This is a genomic window from Bradyrhizobium sp. CCBAU 45321, from assembly GCF_028128975.1.
In the GTDB taxonomy this organism is placed as follows: Bacteria; Pseudomonadota; Alphaproteobacteria; order Rhizobiales; family Xanthobacteraceae; genus Bradyrhizobium; species Bradyrhizobium yuanmingense.
In genome coordinates this window covers 13,602-36,155 of the sequence record NZ_LFKZ01000013.1, presented here as the reverse complement: position 1 = coordinate 36,155, position 22,554 = coordinate 13,602, and the positions used below count along the sequence as shown (strand labels likewise).

15 protein-coding genes and 2 pseudogenes are annotated in these 22,554 nt (G+C 59.2%); 7 read left to right on the top strand and 10 right to left on the bottom strand.

The window, feature by feature from the left end:
• Window positions 1–2 precede the first annotated feature (2 nt).
• From ACM43_RS01640 to ACM43_RS01630, 3 genes are all read left to right on the top strand, one after another.
• Entirely contained in the window at window positions 3–3,965 is a 3,963-nt protein-coding gene (locus ACM43_RS01640) for a glycoside hydrolase family 99-like domain-containing protein (protein ID WP_244429409.1), read from the top strand.
• A gap of 40 nt (window positions 3,966–4,005) precedes the next feature.
• Window positions 4,006–4,449, top strand: coding sequence for a hypothetical protein (locus ACM43_RS01635; protein WP_036031234.1), 444 nt, complete (start codon window positions 4,006–4,008; stop codon window positions 4,447–4,449).
• Between the two features lie 118 nt (window positions 4,450–4,567).
• A complete protein-coding gene (locus ACM43_RS01630; protein WP_157786055.1) occupies window positions 4,568–5,668 on the top strand; it encodes a polysaccharide pyruvyl transferase family protein in 1,101 nt (366 codons plus the stop codon).
• Window positions 5,669–5,844: 176 nt separating this feature from the next.
• Here the strand turns inward: ACM43_RS01630 and ACM43_RS01625 are convergent, their stop codons facing one another.
• From ACM43_RS01625 to rfbA, 5 genes and pseudogenes are all read right to left on the bottom strand, one after another.
• On the bottom strand, window positions 5,845–6,768 hold the full coding sequence (locus ACM43_RS01625; protein WP_036031207.1) for a glycoside hydrolase family 99-like domain-containing protein: 924 nt from the start codon (window positions 6,766–6,768) through the stop codon (window positions 5,845–5,847).
• A 392-nt stretch (window positions 6,769–7,160) separates the two neighbouring features.
• A complete protein-coding gene (locus ACM43_RS01620; protein WP_036031205.1) occupies window positions 7,161–8,111 on the bottom strand; it encodes an alginate O-acetyltransferase AlgX-related protein in 951 nt (316 codons plus the stop codon).
• 6 nt (window positions 8,112–8,117) lie between these two features.
• On the bottom strand, window positions 8,118–8,810 hold the full coding sequence (locus tag ACM43_RS01615) for a class I SAM-dependent methyltransferase (RefSeq protein ID WP_271537657.1): 693 nt from the start codon (window positions 8,808–8,810) through the stop codon (window positions 8,118–8,120).
• Between the two features lie 231 nt (window positions 8,811–9,041).
• A pseudogene (gene rfbB, locus ACM43_RS01610) lies at window positions 9,042–10,106 on the bottom strand (dTDP-glucose 4,6-dehydratase); the annotation flags it as partial.
• A 25-nt stretch (window positions 10,107–10,131) separates the two neighbouring features.
• Window positions 10,132–11,010 carry a glucose-1-phosphate thymidylyltransferase RfbA gene (rfbA, locus tag ACM43_RS01605; RefSeq protein WP_036031202.1) on the bottom strand — a complete coding sequence of 293 codons (879 nt, stop codon included), beginning with the start codon at window positions 11,008–11,010 and terminating at the stop codon, window positions 10,132–10,134.
• A 107-nt stretch (window positions 11,011–11,117) separates the two neighbouring features.
• Here rfbA and rfbC point away from each other — a divergent pair, with 107 nt between their 5' ends.
• The gene (rfbC, locus tag ACM43_RS01600) at window positions 11,118–11,672 is read left to right on the top strand and encodes a dTDP-4-dehydrorhamnose 3,5-epimerase (protein ID WP_036031199.1); all 555 of its coding nucleotides are present in this window, start codon (window positions 11,118–11,120) and stop codon (window positions 11,670–11,672) included.
• Window positions 11,672–12,622, top strand: coding sequence for a dTDP-4-dehydrorhamnose reductase (rfbD, locus tag ACM43_RS01595; RefSeq protein WP_036031195.1), 951 nt, complete (start codon window positions 11,672–11,674; stop codon window positions 12,620–12,622). Before rfbC ends, rfbD begins: the two co-directional genes overlap by 1 nt.
• Before the next feature lie 60 nt (window positions 12,623–12,682).
• Here the strand turns inward: rfbD and ACM43_RS01590 are convergent, their stop codons facing one another.
• From ACM43_RS01590 to ACM43_RS01570, 5 genes are all read right to left on the bottom strand, one after another.
• Entirely contained in the window at window positions 12,683–15,025 is a 2,343-nt protein-coding gene (locus ACM43_RS01590) for a glycosyltransferase family 2 protein (protein WP_036031192.1), read from the bottom strand.
• 2 nt (window positions 15,026–15,027) lie between these two features.
• Window positions 15,028–17,508 (bottom strand): glycosyltransferase, encoded by a 2,481-nt coding sequence (locus tag ACM43_RS01585; RefSeq protein WP_244429408.1) that lies wholly within the window; start codon window positions 17,506–17,508, stop codon window positions 15,028–15,030.
• 27 nt (window positions 17,509–17,535) lie between these two features.
• Window positions 17,536–18,408: a hypothetical protein gene (locus ACM43_RS01580; protein ID WP_036031226.1), complete on the bottom strand. Its 873-nt coding sequence runs from the start codon at window positions 18,406–18,408 to the stop codon at window positions 17,536–17,538.
• A gap of 13 nt (window positions 18,409–18,421) precedes the next feature.
• Complete coding sequence (locus tag ACM43_RS01575; protein WP_157786054.1) at window positions 18,422–18,745, bottom strand: hypothetical protein; 324 nt, start codon at window positions 18,743–18,745, stop codon at window positions 18,422–18,424.
• 445 nt (window positions 18,746–19,190) lie between these two features.
• Window positions 19,191–20,012, bottom strand: a complete 822-nt coding sequence (locus ACM43_RS01570) for an NAD-dependent epimerase/dehydratase family protein (protein ID WP_333919147.1) — start codon at window positions 20,010–20,012, stop codon at window positions 19,191–19,193.
• Window positions 20,013–20,356: 344 nt separating this feature from the next.
• On the opposite strand from ACM43_RS01570, the gene ACM43_RS01565 reads away from it, so the two are divergent.
• Both ACM43_RS01565 and ACM43_RS01560 read left to right on the top strand, forming a co-directional pair.
• Window positions 20,357–21,637, top strand: coding sequence for a glycosyltransferase family 4 protein (locus ACM43_RS01565; RefSeq protein ID WP_050996252.1), 1,281 nt, complete (start codon window positions 20,357–20,359; stop codon window positions 21,635–21,637).
• A 506-nt stretch (window positions 21,638–22,143) separates the two neighbouring features.
• Window positions 22,144–22,554, top strand: a pseudogene (locus tag ACM43_RS01560) (transposase); the annotation flags it as partial.

The window sequence follows — 22,554 nt, the reverse complement described above, 5'->3', positions numbered from 1 at the left end:
CAATGGCTGATTTCCTTTCGAAGCTCGCGCGCAACGCCGGTCAAAGAGAACCTCGGACGAGGCGCAGCGCGGCTGCAAGGCTGCAATCCAGGTCAGAGCCGGGCGCCACAAAACTAAACAGTTCCGCGAAGGAGCTCGCTACCGAGGGACCGGCGAGCAGACAGACGGAGCCGCCGCGCGAGGTCGAGCAGCCAGCGCCGGCCACCGCCCTTGGAGATGCCGCGCGCACCCTCAAGGGCCTCGGTCTGTTCGATGAGGAGTTCTACGCGGCGAGTTATCCGGACGTGATCGCGGTCGGCGCCGATCCGTTCGAGCATTTCTTCCTCTATGGCTACAGGGAAGGTCGTAAGCCAAATCCGATCTTCGACCCGATTTGGTACGTCACAACCTATCCCGACGTGCAGGACACGGATGTGCATCCGTTCCTGCACTATGCGATGGTCGGCGAGCGCGATGGGCGGCGGCCAAGCCCCTATTTTCAGCCGGCTTGGTATCGCGAGAAGTACGGCATTCCAGAAGGCGAGAGCCCGCTCGCGCACTATCTGAAGAGCCGACTGGGCCCGTTCAGCCCGATCCCGGAATTTGACGCGCAATACTATCTTCAGAACTATCAGGACGTCGCCGCGGCCGGCGTCGATCCGTTCGAGCACTTCATCTTTCATGGTTACAAGGAAGGGCGCAACCCGTCGGCGGACTTCGACACCAAGTTCTACATTCAGCGCTACTTCAAAGGGAAGACGGACCAGAATCCGCTTCTGCACTATCTCGAGCATCGCCACGAGGATGGCATCTATCCGTCACCTCCGGAGAACGAAGCCACCATTCCAGCCGAGATCAAGCGGTTCACCCGTCCGAGCCCGTTGTTCGAGGAACTGCGTCCATTGCCGCCTGGCGCAAAGCCGCGCGCCAAGCTGCTGGCCTATTATCTGACGCAGTTTCACGCGTTCCCTGAGAACGACAGATGGTGGGGCACCGGCTTCACCGAATGGACGAATATTGCGCGCGGCATACCTCGGTTCAAGGATCACTACCAGCCGCGGATTCCGCGCGACCTAGGTTTTTACTCTCTCGCTGACATCGAAACCATGCGCAAGCAGGCGAAGTTCGCCAAGGCGGCGGGCATCCACGGCTTCGTCTATTACTACTATTGGTTCAATGGCAAGCGCCTCTTGGAAAAGCCGCTTGAGCAATTCCTGAAGACGCGCGATATCAACATGCCGTTCTGCCTGATGTGGGCCAACGAGAACTGGACGCGGCGATGGGACGGCATGGAGGGCGAGGTCCTGATTTCGCAGGACTACCTGTCCGACGATGACGAGCGCCTGTTGTCGGACTTCAATCGGCACTTCAAGGACAAACGCTATATCCGTGTCCAGGGTCGTCCGCTCCTGATGATCTATCGGCCGCGCCTCATTCCGGACACGGCAAACGTCATCGCGCGCTGGCGCGCGATCTTCGCGAAGAGATTCAACGAAGATCCAGTTATCATCATGAGCCAGAGTTTTGATGAATACGATCCAACCGCGAACGGCATGGACGGCGTGATCGAATTTCCGCCGCACAAGCTCACCAAACACGTGCCGCTGGTGAACTCCGAAGCTAAGATCCTGGACGATACCTATGCGGGGCAGATCTACAGTTACGACAACGTTGCCAAATATTCGCTTAACGAGCCGCGTCCGAAATTTCCGCTGATCAAGACGGTGGTGCCGAGCTGGGACAACGATGCCCGCCGGCAAGGCGCGGGCCTGGTGATCCAGGGCTCGACTCCGCAAAAATACGAGGCGTGGTTGTCAGCGCTGGTCGAGCAAGCGCAGACCCACACCTTCTTCGGCGAATCGTTCGTCTGTATCAATGCCTGGAACGAATGGTGCGAGGGCGCGTATCTCGAGCCCGATCTCCACTTCGGTTCGGCTTACCTAAATGCCACCGCGCGCGCGGCCACTGGTCTGACCCGCGACCTGTCAGTGCCCAAGATTCTGCTGGTCGGACATGATGCGTTCCCCAGCGGCGCGCAGCATCTCTTGCTGAACATCGGCAAGACGCTGCGCAGCGCTTTTAATATCGAGATCGACTTTCTCCTGCTTCAGGGCGGAGCGATGGAGGCCGAATACGCCTCCGTCGCGCCGCTCACCGTACTCAAGCAGGCTTCCGAGATCCCTGCGATCCTACGACACTTCCGGGAAAAGGGCTTTACAGCGGCCATCGCCAACACGGCCGCGAGCGGGCGCGCCGCGAAATTCCTCGTCGAAATGGGTTTTCGGACCGTTTCCCTGGTCCACGAATTGCCGCGGATCCTGCACGAGAAGCATCTGGAAGAGGTCGCGCGCGCGGCGATTGAGAGTGCGCATCGTGTGGTGTTCGCCTCGGATTTCGTGCGCGACAAGCTCGTCGAAGCGCTTGGGCTTGATAGGACCGATGAGCGTTTCCTCATTCGCGCGCAGGGTAGTTACAAGCAGATCGAGCCAGCGCCGACGGAAGCTGGGCTCGTTCGCAAGGAATTTGGCATCGCAGCTGCCGACAAGATGGTGCTCGGCGTCGGCTATGCCGATCTGCGCAAGGGCTTTGACCTGTTTTTGCAAGTCTGGAATTTGGTTCGACGACGCAATGGAAATGTCCATTTCTGTTGGGCCGGGGGCATCGATCCCGGTCTCCTGGAATGGCTCGGACCGGAGATCAGGCAAGCTGAGGCTACGGGCCGCTTTCATCTCGCCGGCTCTCGTTCGGACATGCAGGCGCTCTATTCCGCGTCCGACGTCTACGCGCTGACCTCGCGCGAGGATCCGTTCCCGACGGTGGCGCTGGAGGCGCTAAGCGTCGGCGTGCCTGTCGTTGCATTCCAGAACTCTGGCGGCATCCCGGGCTTCCTTCGCACGGAGAACATCGGCCGCGTGGTGCCCTATTGTGATGTGCCGGCGATGGCGCAGGCCGTGGAGAACTTTCTGCGCTGGACGCCATCGGACGCCGAGCGTACTCACATGACCGAAATCATTCAGACCAAGTTCGCTTTCTCGGATTATGTCCGCGATCTCTTGCGGCTTGCCGTTCCGTCACTACCCACCGTGTCGGTTGCAGTGCCGAACTACAACTACGCGCACTGCCTGCCGGAGCGGCTTTACACCATTTTCGACCAGAACCATCCGGTCGAGGAGGTCATCGTCCTCGACGACTGCTCATCCGACGACAGCATTTCCGTCATCGTGAAGCTTGCGGATCAGCGCCAGCGCGATCTTACGCTTGTGATCAATGAACAGAATTCCGGCTCGGTGTTCGCGCAATGGGCCAAGGCTACCGAGATGGCGAAGGGGGACTTCCTTTGGATCGCCGAGGCCGACGATCTCTCAGAGCCGACCTTCATCTCCAGCCTGCTCGCACTGATGAGCGGTGACCCCGATATCGCGCTCGGCTTCACCGACTCCAAATCCATCGATGCCGATGGGGCGCATCTCTATGCGAGCTACAAGCCTTATTACGCTACAATCGAGCCAGGCGCATTGTCGCGGACCGATGTGTTCGATGGTCGCGACTTCGTGGCCCGCTACCTCGGCGTCCGGAATACGATTCTGAATGTCAGCTCGGTTCTGTGGCGCCGAGAGGCGCTGTTGCGCGCGCTCAATGCCTGCCGTGACCGTCTTAAGGAGTTCCGGATGGCTGGCGATTGGCTGCTCTATCTCGAGGCTCTTGAGATGCCGGGCGCGAAAATCGTCTATATCGCGGATCCTCTCAACGTTCACCGCCGCCACGCCGCGAGCGTCACCCATTCGTTGAAAGCGCAAGAACACGTCGAAGAGATCGAGACCATACACCGCCTGGCTCGAGAGCGGTTCGGCTTTGGAGAGCGGGAACTCGGCGCCCAGAAGGTCTATCTCCAGGAAGTGTCGGCGCAATTGCTGGCGACAGCCGCCGACGCTGCGAAACCGAAGCGGGCAGCAAAAGCTGCGGCGCGCGCTGCGGCCGAGAGGTGATCGCGGTGACTGCAACTAAGGGGCTTTTTTGGGTGACTTGATGTTTGTACCTTCTGCTGAATCGTTGATGAGCGCGTTAAACCTCGACAAGTCCGCTTTGGATGGTTCCGGCCATGTCAAGGTGCCGGCAGGCTTACTCAAGCTGTTGTTACAGATCGCCATCGCCGCTGCCGAGTTCGACGAGGACAGCTATTTGCGGGACAATCCCGACGTCGCAAAAGCGGTTTCTCGTGGGGAGGTCGAGAGTGCACACATGCACTACATAGGCTTCGGCTACTTTGAGGGCCGCCGTCGAGGAGGGCCGGCCGTGGATGCCGAATGGTATCTCGGCAAATACCCCGACGTCGCGGCAGCCGTAAGAGACGGTCGGGTGAAATCAGCGGAAGCGCATTTTCTTTCAATTGGTGGCGGCGAAGGGCGATCGCCGGCGGCTGACTACGAGGGAGAGGCGGCGCAATGGAAATCAGCGATCAAGGGAAGGTAGGATAAAGATACCGTGACGATCCTTGTTGTGGCCGCAAAGTTGTTTGGATGATGGTGGTCAAGAGCAATATGGGTGAGAAATACTGGTTTAAGGTCGATATCGCCTCCGGAGAAGCACAGTGAAACTTTTTCTACTTGGGGCAACGCCGAGCTTTTCTGCGGAAGTTGGCGAAGATCCGATGTCAAAACTGGCGAAGACCGGAGGCAATACCGGGAACCAGTTGATTGCGCGCGGGCTGCTTGATCGTATCGTCTACGAAGACCTCTCGTGGGACCACAGTATCGATCCCACGGCAGTGCATGAGCGCTTCGACATGATTGTCGTTGCGGCGGCCAACTTTCTGTTTCCAAAATTCGATTTGGGTGGCATGGCGCAATACATCGAGCGCGCCGACTTGCCGGTATCGGTAGTTGGTCTCGGAGCTCAATCAAACAACTACGATCCGAACATAAGCTTGATGCCTGGCACCGAGCGGTTCGTGAAAGTTATTGCCGAACGTGCGGTGAGCATCGGCGTCCGCGGCCCGTACACGCAAGAAGTTCTCGCGCTTCGTGGTGCGCACAATGTGACTGTGACCGGCTGCCCTTCCTACTACATGGGAGGACCTCACGGCATGAACATTCCCCGGCGGCCTTTTAAAGAGGTCAAGCGCCTTTCCATCAACGCGTCGCGAGACGTCGTCGGTCATTCGTTCGACAAGGAAAGGATGCTTCGGCTCGTGCGCCAAATCTACGGCACGGGAATATCCTGGAACGCGGATTTCGTTGCTCAAAGCGAGCAGGCGGAAATCAGGCTGGCAGACAAACAGGCGCGGAATGCTGAAGAAGCGTTAAAGGAGATCTCAACATTCTTGGCGAACGTCGCGCCGGAGGCCGACGTGCGGAAGTGGGCGGCCGATCACGTGCAGGTCTTTTTCGACGTGGATGACTGGCTCGATGCCGTTCAGACCTATGATTTCGTGTTCGGGAGTCGCTTCCACGGCTGCATGATCGCTCTACAACGCGGCGTTCCGGCTCTTGTCATCTGTCACGATACAAGGACCGAGGATATGTGTCGGTTCCTGGGTATGCCATTCGTGTCCATCGTTGATCTTGATGGAATTGATGTGGAGCAACTCTATAGTCTCGTCGGGCTCGGCAGTCTCGCGCGACGCTATCAAGGGCTCTATCCAGCATACACGCGATTTCTGTCCGCTAACAAACTCATCGTCAAGAACTGACCGTCTCTAGCCGCAGATCCCGGGCCGGAAGCGGACATGTAAGCGCATCCATTCCTTGCCGGGTACATAGACGCGTTGCCGGGCGTGTTGCAAGTTATTGCTATCGTACAATCTGATTTGCAAAGCCGAAGCTGATCGCGGGTGTCGTCGGGGACCTGGCGCGCCCCGTGCGATCCTTAGTCCCCTCCTGCGCGACAGGCCTTCAGAACCTCGCTCGCAGTTCTCAACATTGAGGCGGACGGATCACCCAAAGTCGGAGCCAGTGCTCCACCTTCGCTGTATTCATTCCATGAATAAATCAGCGCAATTTGATAGGGGCATCGGTCCGGATGGTTCGACATAAAGCGCGACGCCTGTCGGCAGGCGAAAGAGAATTCGCTAGGGGTTGCGGTCGCGACATGCGCGCTCTTGTCGATGCGCGTGTAATCCCGTTTATCATAAGCGGGAGGGGTCTCCTTCCGCGGCCGCGAATCCCAGCCGACGATGACGGTCGGCACCACACTGCCTGAGGTATGGGCCAACTCATCTTCCCAATATTGTTCCACGTGTCGTTGGAGCTCGAGATAAGTGCCAGACCTGTTTGGCCCGAAATTTATCCCATATGCCGAAACGGCATCGGCGCCTATCTGCTTTCGGATCGTTTCAGCTGTAGCAGGCGGTGTGTGCAGAAGTACGATGTAGGGGGGTCTACCTCCCGAAGAGGTCGTCTGATTTCGCAGGTGAGACAGCGATTTCCCAAGCTCGGCGAGCGAACCATTCCAGTATGAGGGCAATAGAGCATCGAGGTAGTAGAGGAAGAGAAGCGGCCTGCCGTCCTGCGTCCTCTGGTAGTTGTGGTCCGAAAAGAGACCGTGAATGCGCTTTGTCGCTTCGTTGAATCGGTTAGCGCGACCTAGCGTGTCCAAGGTCGCTATCAGACAGTAGTTCATCTGATCGACAATGCCGCTTCGACGATGGTACGTCAGGCCCTGCATCATTGAGTGCGCGAGGTCAAGTTTGCCATCGCTGCCGTACGCCAGATATGCCCAATAACCGAGGCCGGCCGCATGAGCGACCTGTATCTCTTGGTCGAACGAGGCCTCAGTAGCGTGGAATTGCAACGTTTCGGAATCAGTCAGGCGGCTATGGAGCGGCGCGCGAAAGTGCCAGCCTTGGGGACTCAGAGCTTTTTCTTCTTCAAAACACGGTTCCCCGCTCGTGTCGCAGTATTGTGCGTCCCACCTTATGGCTCCGAAGATCGGGCATCGAGTTCTTGCGTAACTGTGGATGGGAAGCAGAAGGCTGGCGAGAAGCCCTCGCAGAAGAGACCGACGCGCTGATAGGTACGAGATGGCTGACATTTGCGGTTGCGACCGGATGGCGGGGCACCATTCATTTTCCTCGGAGGACGTCCATGCGGCTGCCGTTCGTTCCTCGTAGATGTGAGGGGGCAAGAACTCACAGCGCAGGAGTTTGTTCCACGTTGGGAGCATGTGCGGTTCCGCATGTCAAGTTATGAAGGTCTTCGTTCGGATTGCGAACGCAACATAGACTGAAGTTTATTGGTCGCATGGCGTCTAATGTCGACGTCATCCGTTGGTACGACGCGAACAAATCGCTCCGCAATTTCTGTCAGGAGAATATCCGGCTTGAATTCGTCGACCAGTTTCCAGTCGATGGCGGCCGACCAGACAAACATCACGGCGTCGACGGTCTCGGCAAACATTCCGGTGAGCATATGAGGCCGATACTCAAAAAAGGAATCACCGAACACTAGAATCCGCAATTTCGCCAGAGGGCGCCCTTCATTGCGATATTCGACGATCGATCCAACGTGCAGCAACAGATCGTTCGACACTTGGCCGGTTTCACGCGCGGTCACGATCTCGTTGGCCTCGACCCGGGACGCGCCGATACCAAAACGTCCGAACCGGATCGTCTCGAAGCGTTTGGGCGTCACCTTAGAGCCGAGGTCCCAGCTACCCTCGCGGGCCGGTGCGTTCCGCATGATCAGATCTGTCTTTCGCGGTATAGTCATGTAGGAACACAGCATCTGATAGGCGCTGAAACAGCCCTCCACTGTCCAATGAGTATCGGTTCGATGGAATACTTCGTAGTTGCCTGCCTCCTTTCTGAGATACTTGGTTAACGGCACCAAGATCCCGCGTAGGGCGGCGTTGTCGCTCTCTTCCAGGATTTCGGCGGGAAATCGCATTTGAGAGGTGATGGCGAGCGCCTTCGCCCTGAGTATCGAGAGCTTGTCCGGAACGAAGCAGTGAAGATATTTGACTCCTTTATCCGTGGCAGTTTTCTTCCTGCTGGCCAGCAGAGCCGTCCATGCAGAACAGATCAATTTGAGATTGTGGTCAGATTCGGAGAAAAGACGCGCGACGTCGTTGCTGCCACCAACTAGGAAAAGATGGCCGTCGTCTCCCTCGAAAACGTCTTTTGAGAGCTGCGGCACAACGGCTCACTTTCGTCTCAGCGCTACGCAATCTTGGGCAAGCTGCCCGCGATCAGCATAGTCGATGACGGCGAATAGATCCGAGAACTTATCGGAAAGATATTTGTCCGTAACGAAGCATTCTGCAAACTCGCTGCGCGCCACTGAGTCCGAGGGCAGCCAACAGAACTTTCCGGACCTCACTTCCGCTATTGCAGTGTCGATCGCGTTGTAGGGGAGCCGCTTCAGAATGAGATCAATCCAAAAGTGTATCTCTTCACCATCGATCTTCTTTCGATGTGCTTCCTTCAGGTTCTCCAAGAACCGCACGCCGAGAGTTGTTATGAAGCAAACGCCACCTGGTCTGAGAATGCGTGCGATTTCGGTAATCCACCGATCGAAGTAGTGCTGGTTGAAGTGCGAAAAGGTCGACCACGCGACCAAGTGAGTCGCGAATCCGTCGCGGAACGGGAGCGGCGGCAACGGGTCGGTCTTGACGAAGCTGATATAGCTGTTCGCCTTGCGCGCTTCGACGATGAAGTCGAACGGTTCAACCGCATAGATATTCGCCGCAGGCACATCCTTCATAAAAGCGCGCGCGATGCGGCCCCAGCCGGTTCCAAAGTCGATCAGGATGCTATCCTTGGAGAAGGAGGCGCCATTGGCGTTCAAGACGCCGACGCAGTACTCGCGAAAGCTGAGCGCGCCTCTGATCGCCATCTCGTTGGAGTTTCCTTGCAGATGGCGCTGTAGGTCCGCTGACGGAAATGAGGGAAAGGCGATGCCCCGTATCGAAGGCTCTTTGACGCTCCTGACCAGATCGGACCGCCATTCCTGGTCGATAAGAGGTGCATAGGTCTCGTATATCTTATTGATCTCGGTGTTGTGCATCTCTTCCTCGATTGAGCGAACGCCGTTGCTTGAGGCAGAAGGCCGCCTCGCTGCGGCCTTCTGGGTGAGTCCGACCCGCTTGGCCTGATATCCGCGCTCCAGGATCGCCCGCCACCACGGCTGCTCCTCGACGTACCAATGGACGGTCTTCCGAATGCCGGTCTCGAAAGTCTCCTCGGCGCGCCAGCCAAGATCGCGCTCGAGCTTCGAGGCATCGATTGCGTAGCGGCGATCGTGACCGGGGCGATCGGCGACGAACGTGATGAGATTGCGACGCGGGCCATCTCGGCCCGGGCTGACCTCGTCGAGGAGATCGCAGATGCTTTCGACCACATGGAGATTGGTGCGCTCGTTCCGGCCGCCTATATTGTAGGTCTCGCCGACGACACCGTGCTCGAGCACGAGGGTGAGCGCCTTTGCGTGATCCTCGACATATATCCAGTCGCGGACATTCTGTCCGTCTCCGTAAACGGGAAGCTGCTCTCGGGCTAGCCCCTTGATGATCATGTGCGGGATCAGTTTTTCCGGGAAGTGATAGGGGCCATAATTGTTCGAGCAGTTGGTCACGAGGGTCGGCAGCTCGTAGGTCTCATGCCAGGCACGCACGAGGTGGTCGGATGACGCTTTGCTTGCGGAGTAGGGCGAATTGGGCGAATAGGGCGTGCTTTCCGTGAAGAAGCCGTCCTTGCCAAGGGAGCCGAACACTTCATCCGTGGAGATATGTTGGAAGCGAAACCGCGCTCGCTTGTCTGGAGGAAGCGCCCTCCAGTAGCGCAAAGCCTCCTGAAGCAGCGTGAAGGTGCCGACGATGTTAGTCTGGATGAATTCGCCGGGGCCGTCGATCGAGCGGTCGACATGGCTCTCCGCCGCAAGATTCAACACCGCGTCGGGCTGATAGTGCTCGAACAGTCGGCGCAGTCCCGGGGCGTCGCAGATGCATTGCGGCTCGAAGGCGTAGTTGAGGTTTTCGGTCGCGCCAGGAAGGGAATCGAGGTTCGCGGCGTAGGTGAGCTTGTCGATGTTGACGACGCGTGCGTGGCTGTTGCGCAGGAGGTGGCGCGCGACCGCGGAGCCGATGAAGCCGGCCCCGCCCGTCAAGAAGATGGTCAACCCCTTCAAACGCATGATCAATCAACTCCGGTGCGGCGAATCAGGCCGCTCTGTGCGCGCGTGCAACGGACTGCAGATATTCGCCGTAGCTGCTCTTCGCGGTCTTAGCGGCCACCCGCTCGAACGCTTGAATCGTGATGTAGCCCTGTCGCAATGCAATTTCCTCTGGGCAGGCGATGCGCAGGCCCTGGCGTTGCTCGAGGATCTGCACGAAATGGCTGGCTTCGACCAGCGAGGAATGCGTACCGGTGTCGAGCCAGGCAAAGCCGCGACCGAGCACGTCGACATAGAGATCGCCCCGGTCCATATAGGCCTTGTTGACATCAGTAATCTCGATCTCGCCACGTGCCGACGGCTTGATCCGCGAGGCGATGTCGACGACGTCGTTGTCGTAGAAATACAGCCCGGTGACCGCGACGTTGGACTTCGGCTGTTTCGGCTTCTCCTCGATCGAAAGCGCGCGGCCGGCCTGATCGAGCTCGACCACGCCATATTGCTCGGGCGAGTTGACGACATAACCAAAGATGGTGGCGCCCTTATTGCGCAGAGACGCCTTTGTTAACATTCCCGGCAGGCTGTGCCCGTAGAAAATGTTATCACCTAACACTAGGACGACCGGATCGTCGCCGATAAAGTCCCGTCCGACGATGAACGCGTCGGCAAGCCCCCGCGGTGTCTCCTGCGTGGCGTAGGAGAAACCCAGGCCGATTTCGCTGCCATCGCCGAGCAGGCGCTCAAAAAGCGCCTTATCCTGCGGCGTCGAGATAATCAAAATTTCCCTGATTCCGCCGAGCATTAGCGTCGAGAGCGGGTAGTAGATCATGGGTTTGTCGAAGACCGGCAGAAGTTGCTTCGATACGACGGTCGTCACGGGATAGAGGCGAGAGCCGGTGCCGCCTGCGAGAATGATGCCTTTCATTGCTCCTCACAGTTTACTTACCACAAGCATAACATATAATGTGAAGAGCACAAGTTAGTGACGACGCCGAGAGATCGGCGTCGGGTCGGCATTCAAAGTGCTTCAAAATGAATGTGATCCGGACTGAGCTTCCCGAAGTCCTCATCATCGAGCCCAAGTTCTTCGGCGACGAGCGCGGCTTCTTCGTCGAGAGCTATCAATTTTCCCGCTACATCGAATACGGTATCACGCGGCCCTTCGTGCAAGACAACATGTCCCGCTCGCGCTACGGTGTGCTGCGGGGTCTGCATCTGCAAAATCCCCTCACCCAGGGCAAATTGGTCGCCGTGCTGCGGGGCAAAGTGCTCGACGTCGCCGTCGACATCCGCGTCGGAAGCCCGAATTTCGGACGTCACGTTGCCGTCGAGTTGAGCGAGGAGAACCGACGGCAGCTATGGGTTCCGCGCGGATTCGCGCATGGTTTCCTGGTGCTCTCAGAGACCGCGGACTTTTTCTACAAATGCGATAATTTCTATAGTCCGAAGAACGAGATCTCGATCCGCTGGGACGACCCGACGATCGGCATCAACTGGGGTATCGAAAAGCCGTCGCTCTCGGCCAAGGACGCGGACGCGCCGCTGCTTGCCGACTCGAAAAGCCTTCCAGTGTATGGGCAAATCTGATGCGGATACTGTTGACGGGGAACGGCGGGCAGGTCGGAGGCGCACTGCAACCACTCCTCGCTGGGCTCGGCACAATCATCGCGCCTAACATCAATGAGTTCGACCTGTCGAAGCCTGACAGTCTCGTCGGGGCGCTTGACACGTTCCAGCCGGATCTCATCATCAACCCTGCGGCCTATACCGCCGTGGACCGCGCGGAGGACGAGCGCGAGCTCGCATTCCGCATCAATGCCGGGGGACCCGAGGTGATCGCCCAATGGGCCGCGAAACGTTGCGTGCCGCTGGTCCATTTTTCCACAGACTATGTCTTCGACGGCTCCGGGAGGGCGCCATGGCGCGAGGATAGTCCAACGGGGCCGTTGTCGGTCTACGGCGCGAGCAAGCTCGCCGGTGACACCGCCATTCGCGCAGCAGGTGGTCCGCATCTGATCGCACGTACCTCCTGGGTCTACGCCGCCAAGGGCGCCAACTTCCTGCGCACGATCGCGCGACTTGCGGCGGAGCGCAAAGAGCTGCGCATCGTTGCTGACCAGATCGGGGCGCCGACGACGGCGAGAACGATTGCCAACGCCATTACCGATATCGTGCTGCCTAATCTGTCGAATTTGAATGAGTTCTTTGCGCGCAAAGGCTGCGTTGTCAATCTTGTCTGCGCCGGCGAGACCAGTTGGCATGGCTTTGCGAGCGCGATCGTGGCCGGTCTTAGGTCGCGCGGCCTAAGGCTCGAGGTGGAAAGCGTCATTCCGATCGCCACGGCCGATTTCCCGACCAAAGCGATGCGCCCCGGCAATTCGCGGCTCGACCTGTCGCGCCTGAAGAGACAGTTTGGAGTGACTACGCCGAATTGGCAGGAGGCGTTATCGGTCGAGCTCGACGATTTCGTTGCCTTGCAGGAAGAAGCAGCACGCGCCGAGCCGGCGCACCCGCTCCAGCAGCGAGCCTATTCGTGATTGAACGGCGGATCGAGCAAAGGGGGCGCGCGGCGGCCTGAAGGACGATAAGGCGCCGCCTCAGAACCCCAACGGCACGTCGCGCGCCCGTTCGAGATGATTGTAGCGAGGGGCGCGTGGCCCAGGCGGCCAGGCGAGGCCGCTGTAGGGAATCCCATCGCGCGAGAGCTGCGGATTGTAGGTCGGGTCCTCGTTGAGCCATTCACCCCAGCGCGCCCGAAGCAGATTGAGTTCGCGTTCGAACCGGCCGCGCCGGTCGGCGCGGTCATCCGCGCCGCGGCTGGCAGATTCGGCGTGAACCAACTTCGCATGCGGCGTGAAAACGATGCGCTTGCCCGCCTGGCGCAGCCGTAAGCAATAGTCGACATCGTTGAAGGCGACCGCAAAGCGCGATTCGTCCATCCCGCCAACGGCAAGATAGTCGCTGCGTCTGGTTGTGAGGCAGGCCGCAGTCACGGCGCTGCATTCGTGTGCCACCAGGAGCTGATCGAGAAACCCGGGATCATCACCGAATCTGTCGGTAAAGGCGTGGGTCGCCGCGAAATTCATTCCCAGGACGACACCGCCATGCTGAACGACGCCGCCGGGCCAGGTCAGGAGCGCGCCGACCGCGCCGACATCAGGCTCGGCGAGCCGCGTCAGCATCTCCTCAAGCCAGTCATCGGAGCTCGCCTCGATGTCGTTGTTGAGGAGACAGAGCACATCACTCTCGAGTGTTGCTGCGGCTTGATTGTTCAGCCTTGCGAAGTTGAAGGGACCTTCGACTTTCAAAGTCCGCACGCCGCGTCGCGCCATGCTTGCAAGGTAGGCGATGGTCTTTGGGTCGACACTGTCATTGTCGACGACGAGAATATCTGCGCGGCAGCACTCGACCGCCGGCGCGATGCTGTCGAGGCAGGTCCGCAAGAGCGGTAGACGGTCGCGGGTCGGGATGATCACTGTCACGCGCTGGCGTGGAATCGCTCGACCAATTCGAACCGCAGGAAAGAAGTTAACTTGTTGCGGGGTTACGTCGGCACTGACGGCACGTGCGTCGAGGTGCATTTGGGTCGCCGCGGCAAGCTGATGGCTGGCATTCGTTCGATCGAGTCCAGGGAGCGTCGCCAGTGCTCCCGGTAAATGAAGGATGTTGTTCTCACGTGGACCAGCGTGATCGAGCAGGCAGTTGAAGAGGCGGTAGAGATTGTCGGGGCGGGCCTCAAGGCCGGCGAGCAGGGCGTCGCGTCGAACAGCAAACAGATGTGCACAATAGCCTTGCTCTAGCATTCTTTCGTAGTCGAATGCGGGAAAGGCCAGCGGCCAGAGCCGGCCATCCTCGGCAAGAAAATCGAGGTCGCCGTACAACGCGATCGCCTCCGGATAGGCGTCGAATGCTGCGGCAATACGGGCCAGGGCATTCGGCTCGAGCACCACACCCGCCATCGCGATGACGACGTGATATGAATCGGATGCGGCGCCGTCCAGAAACTCCAACAGAGCGTCGCTGTCGACGGACAGTAGCTCGCCCTCAATCACGCCTGCCGTCCAGCTTTCGTGGGACTGGGTCTCCAGCGCGGCGAGCGTTTGCTCTGCGCCGGGGGCGCCGGCGACGACGACCGCGAGCGAAAGGCCACTTGCTCGCGGCATCGGCAGCGGGAAGCGATCACACCAATTCACGTAGTCGGAGAACGGAAGCGAGGCGGGAATCAGTTGATCATACAGCTGGCCACGCAGGCGCTCGGGACCGTAGCCGCCGAGCGCGTCGATCATTCCGGCAAGGCCGTCGGGAAAGGCGACAAAGACGGCCGTCGCTGGAATTGGCTCACCGTCCTCTCTGCGCAAAGAAACGCGGTGAACGCGGCCGTCGGCAAAGCGTCGCGGGGCGTGGAAATCAAAAGCCCGCGCATTCCGGTGTGCCGCAGCTTCGCGAACATGCGTCCAGGCGGTTGCATTAACCTGGGCGACGGCCTCTCCGTCGACGATTGCCTCCAGAAAGACCGTGGAGTCGCTATCGATCCAGCCTCGGAAATGCAGCCCGCCGAGCCAGCGCAACTGGCACATTTTGCGCAGATCGGCGCCATTTGCGTACTCGCTCTCCAAATCGACCGGTTGGCCGACAGGCGTGCCCAGATTGGCGAGTCGGGCCTCGAGGGTGCGTGCGGCGCGCAGCAGATCGGGCTCAATCGTGATCGCGAATCCGCAACACGCCTGGTGCGCTTGTTCAGCGAGCTCGGGAACAAAGGCGTCGGCATAGGTTGTGCTGAACACCAGGCCGTCGAGAAAAATCTCGACGCTATAGCGGCGCTCCGGCGCCTGGGCGTCGTAGACAAAGCCGGACAACGTGCCGTCGCGCGCGAGCTCGAGCCGGCTGACGAGCTTTGGTCTAATCGACGATTCGGATGGGTGGCAAGAGAGACGCGACATGCTCAAGGCCGCGTGGCCCAGTCGATCACGAGATCGGCAAGCGCTGCTGCGTTCACAATGTTAGAAATGGCAAGGTCGCCTTTGCGGGGCTTCAGCCTGCCGCCGGACCAGTCGCGGTAGGCGACTGGCCTTATCGCCTGTCTGGCGGTCTCGACGAGAGGATGGCCGAAGACGGGCTGCTCAAAATCGGTGAGGATCCAGCCCGGATTATGCGGTGTTAGAACGTCGCTCAGCTCATCCGCCGCAACCGCGCCCGTGATGAAGATGTTGGGCCGTGACATCAGGCGATCATCGCCGCAGGTGGTCCCGGCGATGACGATCGGCAGCGACGGTTCGCGCCGCCACAGACGATCGGCCAACGTTTGTATTATGCGCAGGGATGCGGGCGTTGGCGTCGAGGGAACGATGACGAGGGATCTATCATTGGGGGAGATCGGCGGCAGGGTCAGGGAACATATGGGCCAGTCATGCAGCACGATCTTGCGATCGGGCCACCTGTTTTGTGCATAGGCCTTGGCCGCTTTGCTGGGAACGAGAAGCGGAGTCGTGCCGGAGGGCAGGGAAGCAATCTCGCCAACGCTCTCCGATATCAGCCAGCGATCGATCGGAAGATCGAGGCACCGGATCAGCTCGATGAGCCGCGGCAGCGGGTTTGGCTCGAGGATCTCGACACGCGATGGGGATAGCCGTGCCAGGATGTCGCGGGCGCTGCCGAGATTTGCCTCCGTGTCGAGCCTCAAACGCATGGCCTGCGGCAAACCTCCGTCGGTAGCCCGAAGACGAAGGACGTTGTCCTCCCGCAAGAGCAGGACCGTGCGCTCGCCATGTAGGCGGAGATGGCGTATCCGCGCGTCGGTTACGGCAGGGAAGGTTCGCTCGCCAGCGAGAACCAGCACCGACGGCTCAGCCAGCCATGGCAGCGCACGCTCGAGCGCGGCGCGCGCCGGCCGTAACGGATCGGCAATTTCAAAGGCGCGGCATTCCTCCCGGTAGTTCGGGAATCGCTGGTCCAAAATGCCGAGATTGCGAAGCACGAGGCCTCGCTTCTCCTCTTGAAAAGATTTCGAGCCGTGATGTCCGACATAGACCGACGGCGCGCAAACATTCCGGAAGCCATTGGTCCGCGCCCGGAGGCAGAGATCGACGTCTTCGAGATAACCTCGATCGAAATCGTCCGAGAGCTCGCCCACACTGTCAAGGCAGGCACGTGTAATAAAGACGCAGAATCCGATGCCGCTTGCCACATCGATCGCTTTCCCCGCATTAGCTGCGCTGGCGACGCGATCGATTGCGACAATCTCGTCATAGCACGGCATCGGATTAACGTCGTTCGGCGTTGGAAAGGAAAAGATATCGCCGTTGTTGGAAAGTGGTGTGACGGTTCCGATGTTTGGCGCCGAATATGCCACGTCGGCTAACCGACCGACGAAGCCGGGCGGAACGAGCGTGTCGGAGTTGAGCAGTACTACGTCGCCCCTCTGGATCTCGTTCAGCGCCCGATTGATCGCGCCGACAAAGCCGAGATTGACCGGGTTTACGAGGAGACGGATCTTGCCTGCCGTCGCAAGCTCGCTCATATGGCGCTGCAGCTCCACTTCCGGGCTGGCATCGTCGATGGCGAGAACCTGAAAGGCGTCCTTACCAGTTCCTTGTGGGCGCCTTGCCTTGTCGAGGCTCTCGAAGCATTCGATCGTTGCCTGCGCATCTGCATAGACGGGGACGATAACGGTCGGCAGGTCGACGTTCGGGCCTATCCCAATGGAAGCATCGCGAGCGGCTCGGAGGTTCATCGTCGAAGTGAGGTTAGGCGCCACGCGTCGAACCTGGACGACGTCTTCGCCGCATCTCAGCGTCACGATTTGAGCTGTCGTGGACGGTGGCCGCCGAACCAAGAAGGTTGTTGCCTGCACATCTGGGCTCGCCAGCGCGTGAAACGGATTGGGTTCGAGAATGCTCGTCAGCGTGCCGTCTTCGGTTGCGAGGCTCACTTCGACGAAAAGGGCGTTGGTCCAGGCGATCCAGCCCGTCACGTGATTGTCGAACACAGAGCAGGCCGCCCAATGACGGCCCCCAGCTCGCCGCAGCTCCGCGATGGCAGCTCGAAGGATGGCCGGGCTGCCTTCGCGGCATATTAGTTGAGCGGCTGCGGCCAGTCGCCGTTCGTCGGCAGCCCACGCCAGCATCCGGCGGTTGGCGCCGACATCAAAAGGATCGACACGACGCGCCCGCGCAAGATCCGACAGCGCAGCTTCGGTAAGTCCGAGCCCCCAAGCAGCTTCCGCGCGGAGAACGAAACAGTGAGCTGCTGGTGGAGGCGAAACTCGAATGCGTCGATCGGCGTATTTGAGCGCCGTCGCGAACTCCCGCCTGGTCAACGCCTCAGCTGCGAGGCGCTCGAGCGCAATATGCGCGTGAGGCCCGATAAGGAAGGAAGCTTCTAGAATCTTGCGCTTGAGGTCCCGCCCACCCGGTCGCGCACCCACGCTACGCGGCTCCATTTTCGAATTGCCCTAGCCGATCGAGCTCTCTTGGCGCGCCCGGCTGCGGAAGACGCGGACGCGGCTGGAGCCGACCGGCTTTCGTGACGGTTGTGCGGGAACGATGACATTGTCCGGGGCTGCTAACTGGTTGACGCCGATGCGAATGCCAACCAAAGGCTCGCGGCTGGTCGGGCCCGACAGAACGACGCGTTTGCCGCGGGCGCGCAGGGTCGGCGCGTTCAAGAACGTCGCTTCCGCCACGAACTCGAATCCCCCGGCGCCACTGATTTGCAGCACGACCCCTGTAATCGGTAAGGCTCGTCCACGCGTGCCCGCATAGGTCCCGAGCGACACCATTTTGCCGCTCCCCGCCTGGCCAATGGGGGATTGGACCGCATAGCGAATATCGAGACGCGCCGGCTTCTCCTGCCATTCAAGGGCAATTCCTTCGATGCGCGATGGGGCCGTTGGACCTGCAATCCAAGCGTTAGCCGCGACGACAACATCGCCGCGACCTGCGACGTGGCCGAGGATCTTGAGACCGTCCATTGTAAACTTTGCGTGCATGGAGCCGCTCTCACCTTCCGCGGCGAGCGGCGCTCGGCCGGCCCGGATCGGTTCGATACGAACTATGGCCGCGCGCGATCCCCCGAGTTTCATCGGTTGAACCTGAATTTGCAACCTGCCAGGTGTGTTGACCCGGACCATCAGGCCCGAATTCGGCTCCCAAAGCGTCGGCCCGGTCGCGTCGGGATGCATGATGAGCTCCATGCGCCCCTCATGCCCCTGAGCCGGCGCGACCTTTACGTGCGGCGGCGAGGCGCGATCGTCCGCATTCTTGTAGCTCACGAAGAAGAGTCCCCGCTCTAGACTTACGACCTTCTGCTGCTCAATTTCATCCATCATTCACCCCCAATCAGAGTCGATGAACCCACCATTTTGCTTCTCGTTCGACGGTGTTGCGTGATCCCCTGAGTTTTGAAGCGTCGCTCCGATGAACCGGTCTGCGAACCAGTCCCTTTAGAGAGCGCGTCTCAAGCGAACAGTGGGACGCCAATCCCGCGGCAATGAGAGAGCGGCGCATGGATTCTGTTCGTGCGGTGAGCAGCTCCGCAGTCTCAAGAAGCCTTTCATTGTCCTCTCTCAGCAGCGCGATGATATCCCCGATATCATCGACGCCGATCAAGGCGGGGCGGCGGCTTTGTGACCCAAAGCTGACGCGGGACTGCTTGGTGCTCACCAGCATGCTCACAGTTCAACGCGCATGTAAGCAGCGTATCAAAGACGACGCGCCAGGGAAACAACCAAAGCTGTCATGCGTTTGTCACGTTCACTTATCTGAGCCACAATACAAATTCGAGCCCTCGCGGGCTGAACAGTGATACAGCAGATTGGGATCGTGAACCGCCCGACGCACCTATTTGCGTTGATCAGGTCCAGAGCTTTGCCGATTGTCAGCATCGCGAGCCGCGCCTAATGATGACCCTCTTGACTTGGATTTGCGACTAGACAACCCGCACCAGTTTGGTCAGACCTCAAGCGTTATTCTCTCGCTGTTGTTCATGCGCTCTAAGAACCCACGGCCCACGCCAGCACGATTGATCGATCGATACTCATCCTCACGACACCCGGGACAACATAGTTAATCAAAAATCGGGCGAAAGGCCCTTGGATTCCAACCGAAATCATGGACGGCGGGTCTGGAATCGAAGGTCATGTCCTTCATCATCCGAATCCCCATCGCGACATTTGAGCCGGGAAAGAGTGGCTTCGCCAAACCGAACCTGGCACGCCACAGCCATGGGCACGGAGATCAGGCGCCGTGGCAGATGCAATGCGTCGAACAGCCGGCCGATCATCTCCCGATAGGAAAGCGTTTCAGCCCCCGGCAACGTATAGAAATTGTTCACAGCGGACTGGCTTGCGGCCGCAGCGATAGCCCCGATCGCAAGGTCCTCGGCATGGACGGGCTGTCGCAGGCCCCGTGCGCCTCCCACCAGCGGCATGAACCCGAAACGCCGAATTAGCTTCGATAATGGTGTGATGTTGGTATCGCGGCCTTCGGCATAGATCAGCGTGGGTCGCAGGATCGTCCAGCCAACGTGACGTTGCTCGCAAAGCGCAACGATCCTTCGCTCGGCCTCTGCCAGCTGGTGGATCAACTCACGCTCCTCGCCGACTTCGGTGTCCTGTTTTGTTAGAACACTGGTGGAACTGAAAGCGACGAGACGCTTCGCGCCAGACTCGAGAAGGCGACAAAGCGCGTGGACGAGCAAGACAGCATCGGCGGTGCCGTAGAGTGTGCAACATGGGGGAAGTACAAGCGTGTCCGGCTTCCGCAGATCCGCACCAATCCATTCAACGCCAGCTCTCTGCCGTGGTGATCGCGACAGCGCGAGGACGGGCGCGCCCCGGCGCACAAACTCCTCGAGGATGTAGCTGCCTACGACTCCACTCGCCCCGATGATCGCGCTCGCGGTCTTCTCGCTCGTCGCGCCGCCGTCCACGTTTCTTTCCGCGCAGCCCAAACAACTCTCCGACCGCCTAGCCAAAGGAGCAAGCGAGCCTTAATAGCTCGACGAGAGCTCCAGTGTCATTGACGCTGATCAAGTCGCAGCCGCAACTTTGCCGCTCAGTATCGACGCGGAGTTGTTATGTGTTCATCAGAGAGGACTCACAGCGCAATGGAGATGTCCCGGCAGCCTACCAGAAACGAGAGGGGAAGGACTCACCAACAGCTTCACAGGTTTGTCATATTAGATTAGCACAATATGCGCTTATTCGAGCGAGACTCAGTGCTGCATAATCTTGCACGAATTCACGATGTTGCACCACGCCCAGAGCGTCGCCGATGAAAGTTCTTTTTGTTCACAACAATTTTCCGGCTCAGTATCGTAACATAGCCGCCGCCTTGGCCAGGGAGTCTTGTTTCGAGCTCGTTGCCGTCGGCGGACCGACTTCAAGTTCGATGCCATCAGTGAGACTGATCAGATACGCACTTCCGGAAGCTGATGTTTCGCGAACGCATCCGTTTGCACGACGCTTCGATGTTGAGTGCCGGCGCGCGGAACAGGTGCTGTACAGTATTTCAAGCTTGGCGACGTCGGGGTTCACGCCTGATCTAATCCTCGCCCATCCGGGATGGGGCGAGACCCTGCCGTTGCGCACAATCTTTCCTAAGGCGCGACTACTCGTCTATTGCGAGTTCTTTTACGGGCCGGAGGGGCGCGACATCGGATTTGACCCGGAGTTCCCGATGCCCGGACTTGATGGTCACATCGGGCTCCAGTTGAAGAATGCTACGACCCTGCTCGCGCTTGAGGATTGCGAAATGGGCATCTCGCCCACGAGCTGGCAGCACTCAACGTTTCCTAAGCATTATCAAGGCAAGATTGAGGTCATCCATGAGGGCATCGACACGGCGCGCATGCGGCCGAATCCGGAGGCGCGCCTGACACTGGCGAACGGACTGCACCTTCGCCCTTCCGATGAGGTCGTTACGTTTGTCGCGCGCAATCTCGAGCCCCTGAGGGGCTACCATATTTTTATGCGGGCGCTGCCAAAGATCTTGAAACGCCGACCGAACGCGCACATCATCATCATTGGCGGGAATGGCGCGCCCTACGGACTCGCCCCTCCGACGGGCACAACCTGGAAGTCGATGTGTCTTGATGAGGTGCGCGATCAACTCGACTTGTCCCGTGTACATTTCGTAGGCGGCGTCTCGTATGAAGCCCTTATTACAACGCTTCAGGTGTCATCCGCACACGTCTATTTCACCTATCCCTTCGTACTGTCCTGGTCGATGTTGGAAGCAATGAGTGCGGGATGCTTAGTGATTGGTTCTGACACGGCGCCCGTACGCGAAATCATCCGCTCCGGCGAGAACGGTTTCCTTATCCCATTTTTCGAGGTGGACGAGCTTGCTGGTCGGGTTATTGAAGCGTTGGCGCATCCAACACGGTTTTGCGAGCTGCGCACGGCCGCCCGCCATCACATCGTAGATCACTATGACGCTGAGCAGGTCTGCATCCCGCGAATGCGCCTCCTTCTGGATCAAGAAAGAGAGTTCGCCTCATCGAATCGCGTTTCGCCCAAGCCGGCCCGGAGGACTTCCCGAAGGATGACATAGGTGGCGAATGCAGTCTGCATTCGCATGCGATGACATCGAACAACTGTCGGTCAAATGGGCCTCGATGGCATGCTTAAGCACTTTCAACCCTGTGGATGCTTTCTTGTGCCGCAGCTTTGTCGGACCATCGTTTGTCATTTTTCAAACATCGTAGTGCCGCTTCCGGGACAACGCTGTGGGCAGTATGACTGGCATTGTGAAATCAGATCTTGCTGTAACGTGGCTCGGGATCGCACCAGCTGCCTTTCATGAAAGATAAGGATTCTTGCCTCGACCGCGCCAATATTGATTGGATTGAACCGCCGTCCCTCTCCTGTTGCTCCAACTTCGTCTGCTGTGCCGGAAACTACCTGCGAGTGGTCAGTGCCGCACTACTCCACTCGAAAGAATGACAAGGCGCTAACCAACAACGCCACATCAACTGATAACGTACAGAGTCTTTCGCACTTTCAGGATTGACGGCTTCTTCTAGAATGAAGGAGCTTTGAATGAACGATGGGAATGCCATGGGTCAGGTGATCCAAATTGATGAGGCCCGGATTCGAGATCACCTGGGCGAGATGGTCCGCGCGGGACAGTGGAAGAGACACTGAACGCGATGCTGGAGGCCGAAGCGGACCAGCTGTGCGGTGCTGGGCGGTATGAGCGCAGCCCGGCGCGGCAGGACACGCGGGCAGGCAGCTACGAGCGAACGCTGCAGACCAAGGCGGGCGACGTCAATCTGAAGGTTCCGAAGCTACGGCGGCAAACCTTCGAGACGGCGATTATCGAGCGCTACCGGAGGCGGGAGAGCTCGGTTGAGGAGGCGCTGATCGAGATGTATCTGGCCGGGATTTCGGTTCGGCGGGTCGAAGACATCACCGAGGCGCTGTGGGGCACCCGGGTCAGTCCGAGCACAGTGTCGAACCTGAACAAGA

Bases quoted from the DNA above. Each gene is read 5' to 3' on its own strand.
- ACM43_RS01640 (WP_244429409.1), top strand. From the start codon at position 3: ATGGCTGATTTCCTTTCGAAGCTCGCGCGCAACGCCGGTCAAAGAGAA.
- ACM43_RS01635 (WP_036031234.1), top strand. From the start codon at position 4,006: ATGTTTGTACCTTCTGCTGAATCGTTGATGAGCGCGTTAAACCTCGAC.
- ACM43_RS01615 (WP_271537657.1), bottom strand. From the start codon at position 8,810: ATGGCGATCAGAGGCGCGCTCAGCTTTCGCGAGTACTGCGTCGGCGTC.
- rfbA (WP_036031202.1), bottom strand. From the start codon at position 11,010: ATGAAAGGCATCATTCTCGCAGGCGGCACCGGCTCTCGCCTCTATCCC.
- rfbC (WP_036031199.1), top strand. From the start codon at position 11,118: ATGAATGTGATCCGGACTGAGCTTCCCGAAGTCCTCATCATCGAGCCC.
- rfbD (WP_036031195.1), top strand. From the start codon at position 11,672: ATGCGGATACTGTTGACGGGGAACGGCGGGCAGGTCGGAGGCGCACTG.
- ACM43_RS01590 (WP_036031192.1), bottom strand. From the start codon at position 15,025: ATGTCGCGTCTCTCTTGCCACCCATCCGAATCGTCGATTAGACCAAAG.
- ACM43_RS01580 (WP_036031226.1), bottom strand. From the start codon at position 18,408: ATGGATGAAATTGAGCAGCAGAAGGTCGTAAGTCTAGAGCGGGGACTC.
- ACM43_RS01565 (WP_050996252.1), top strand. From the start codon at position 20,357: ATGAAAGTTCTTTTTGTTCACAACAATTTTCCGGCTCAGTATCGTAAC.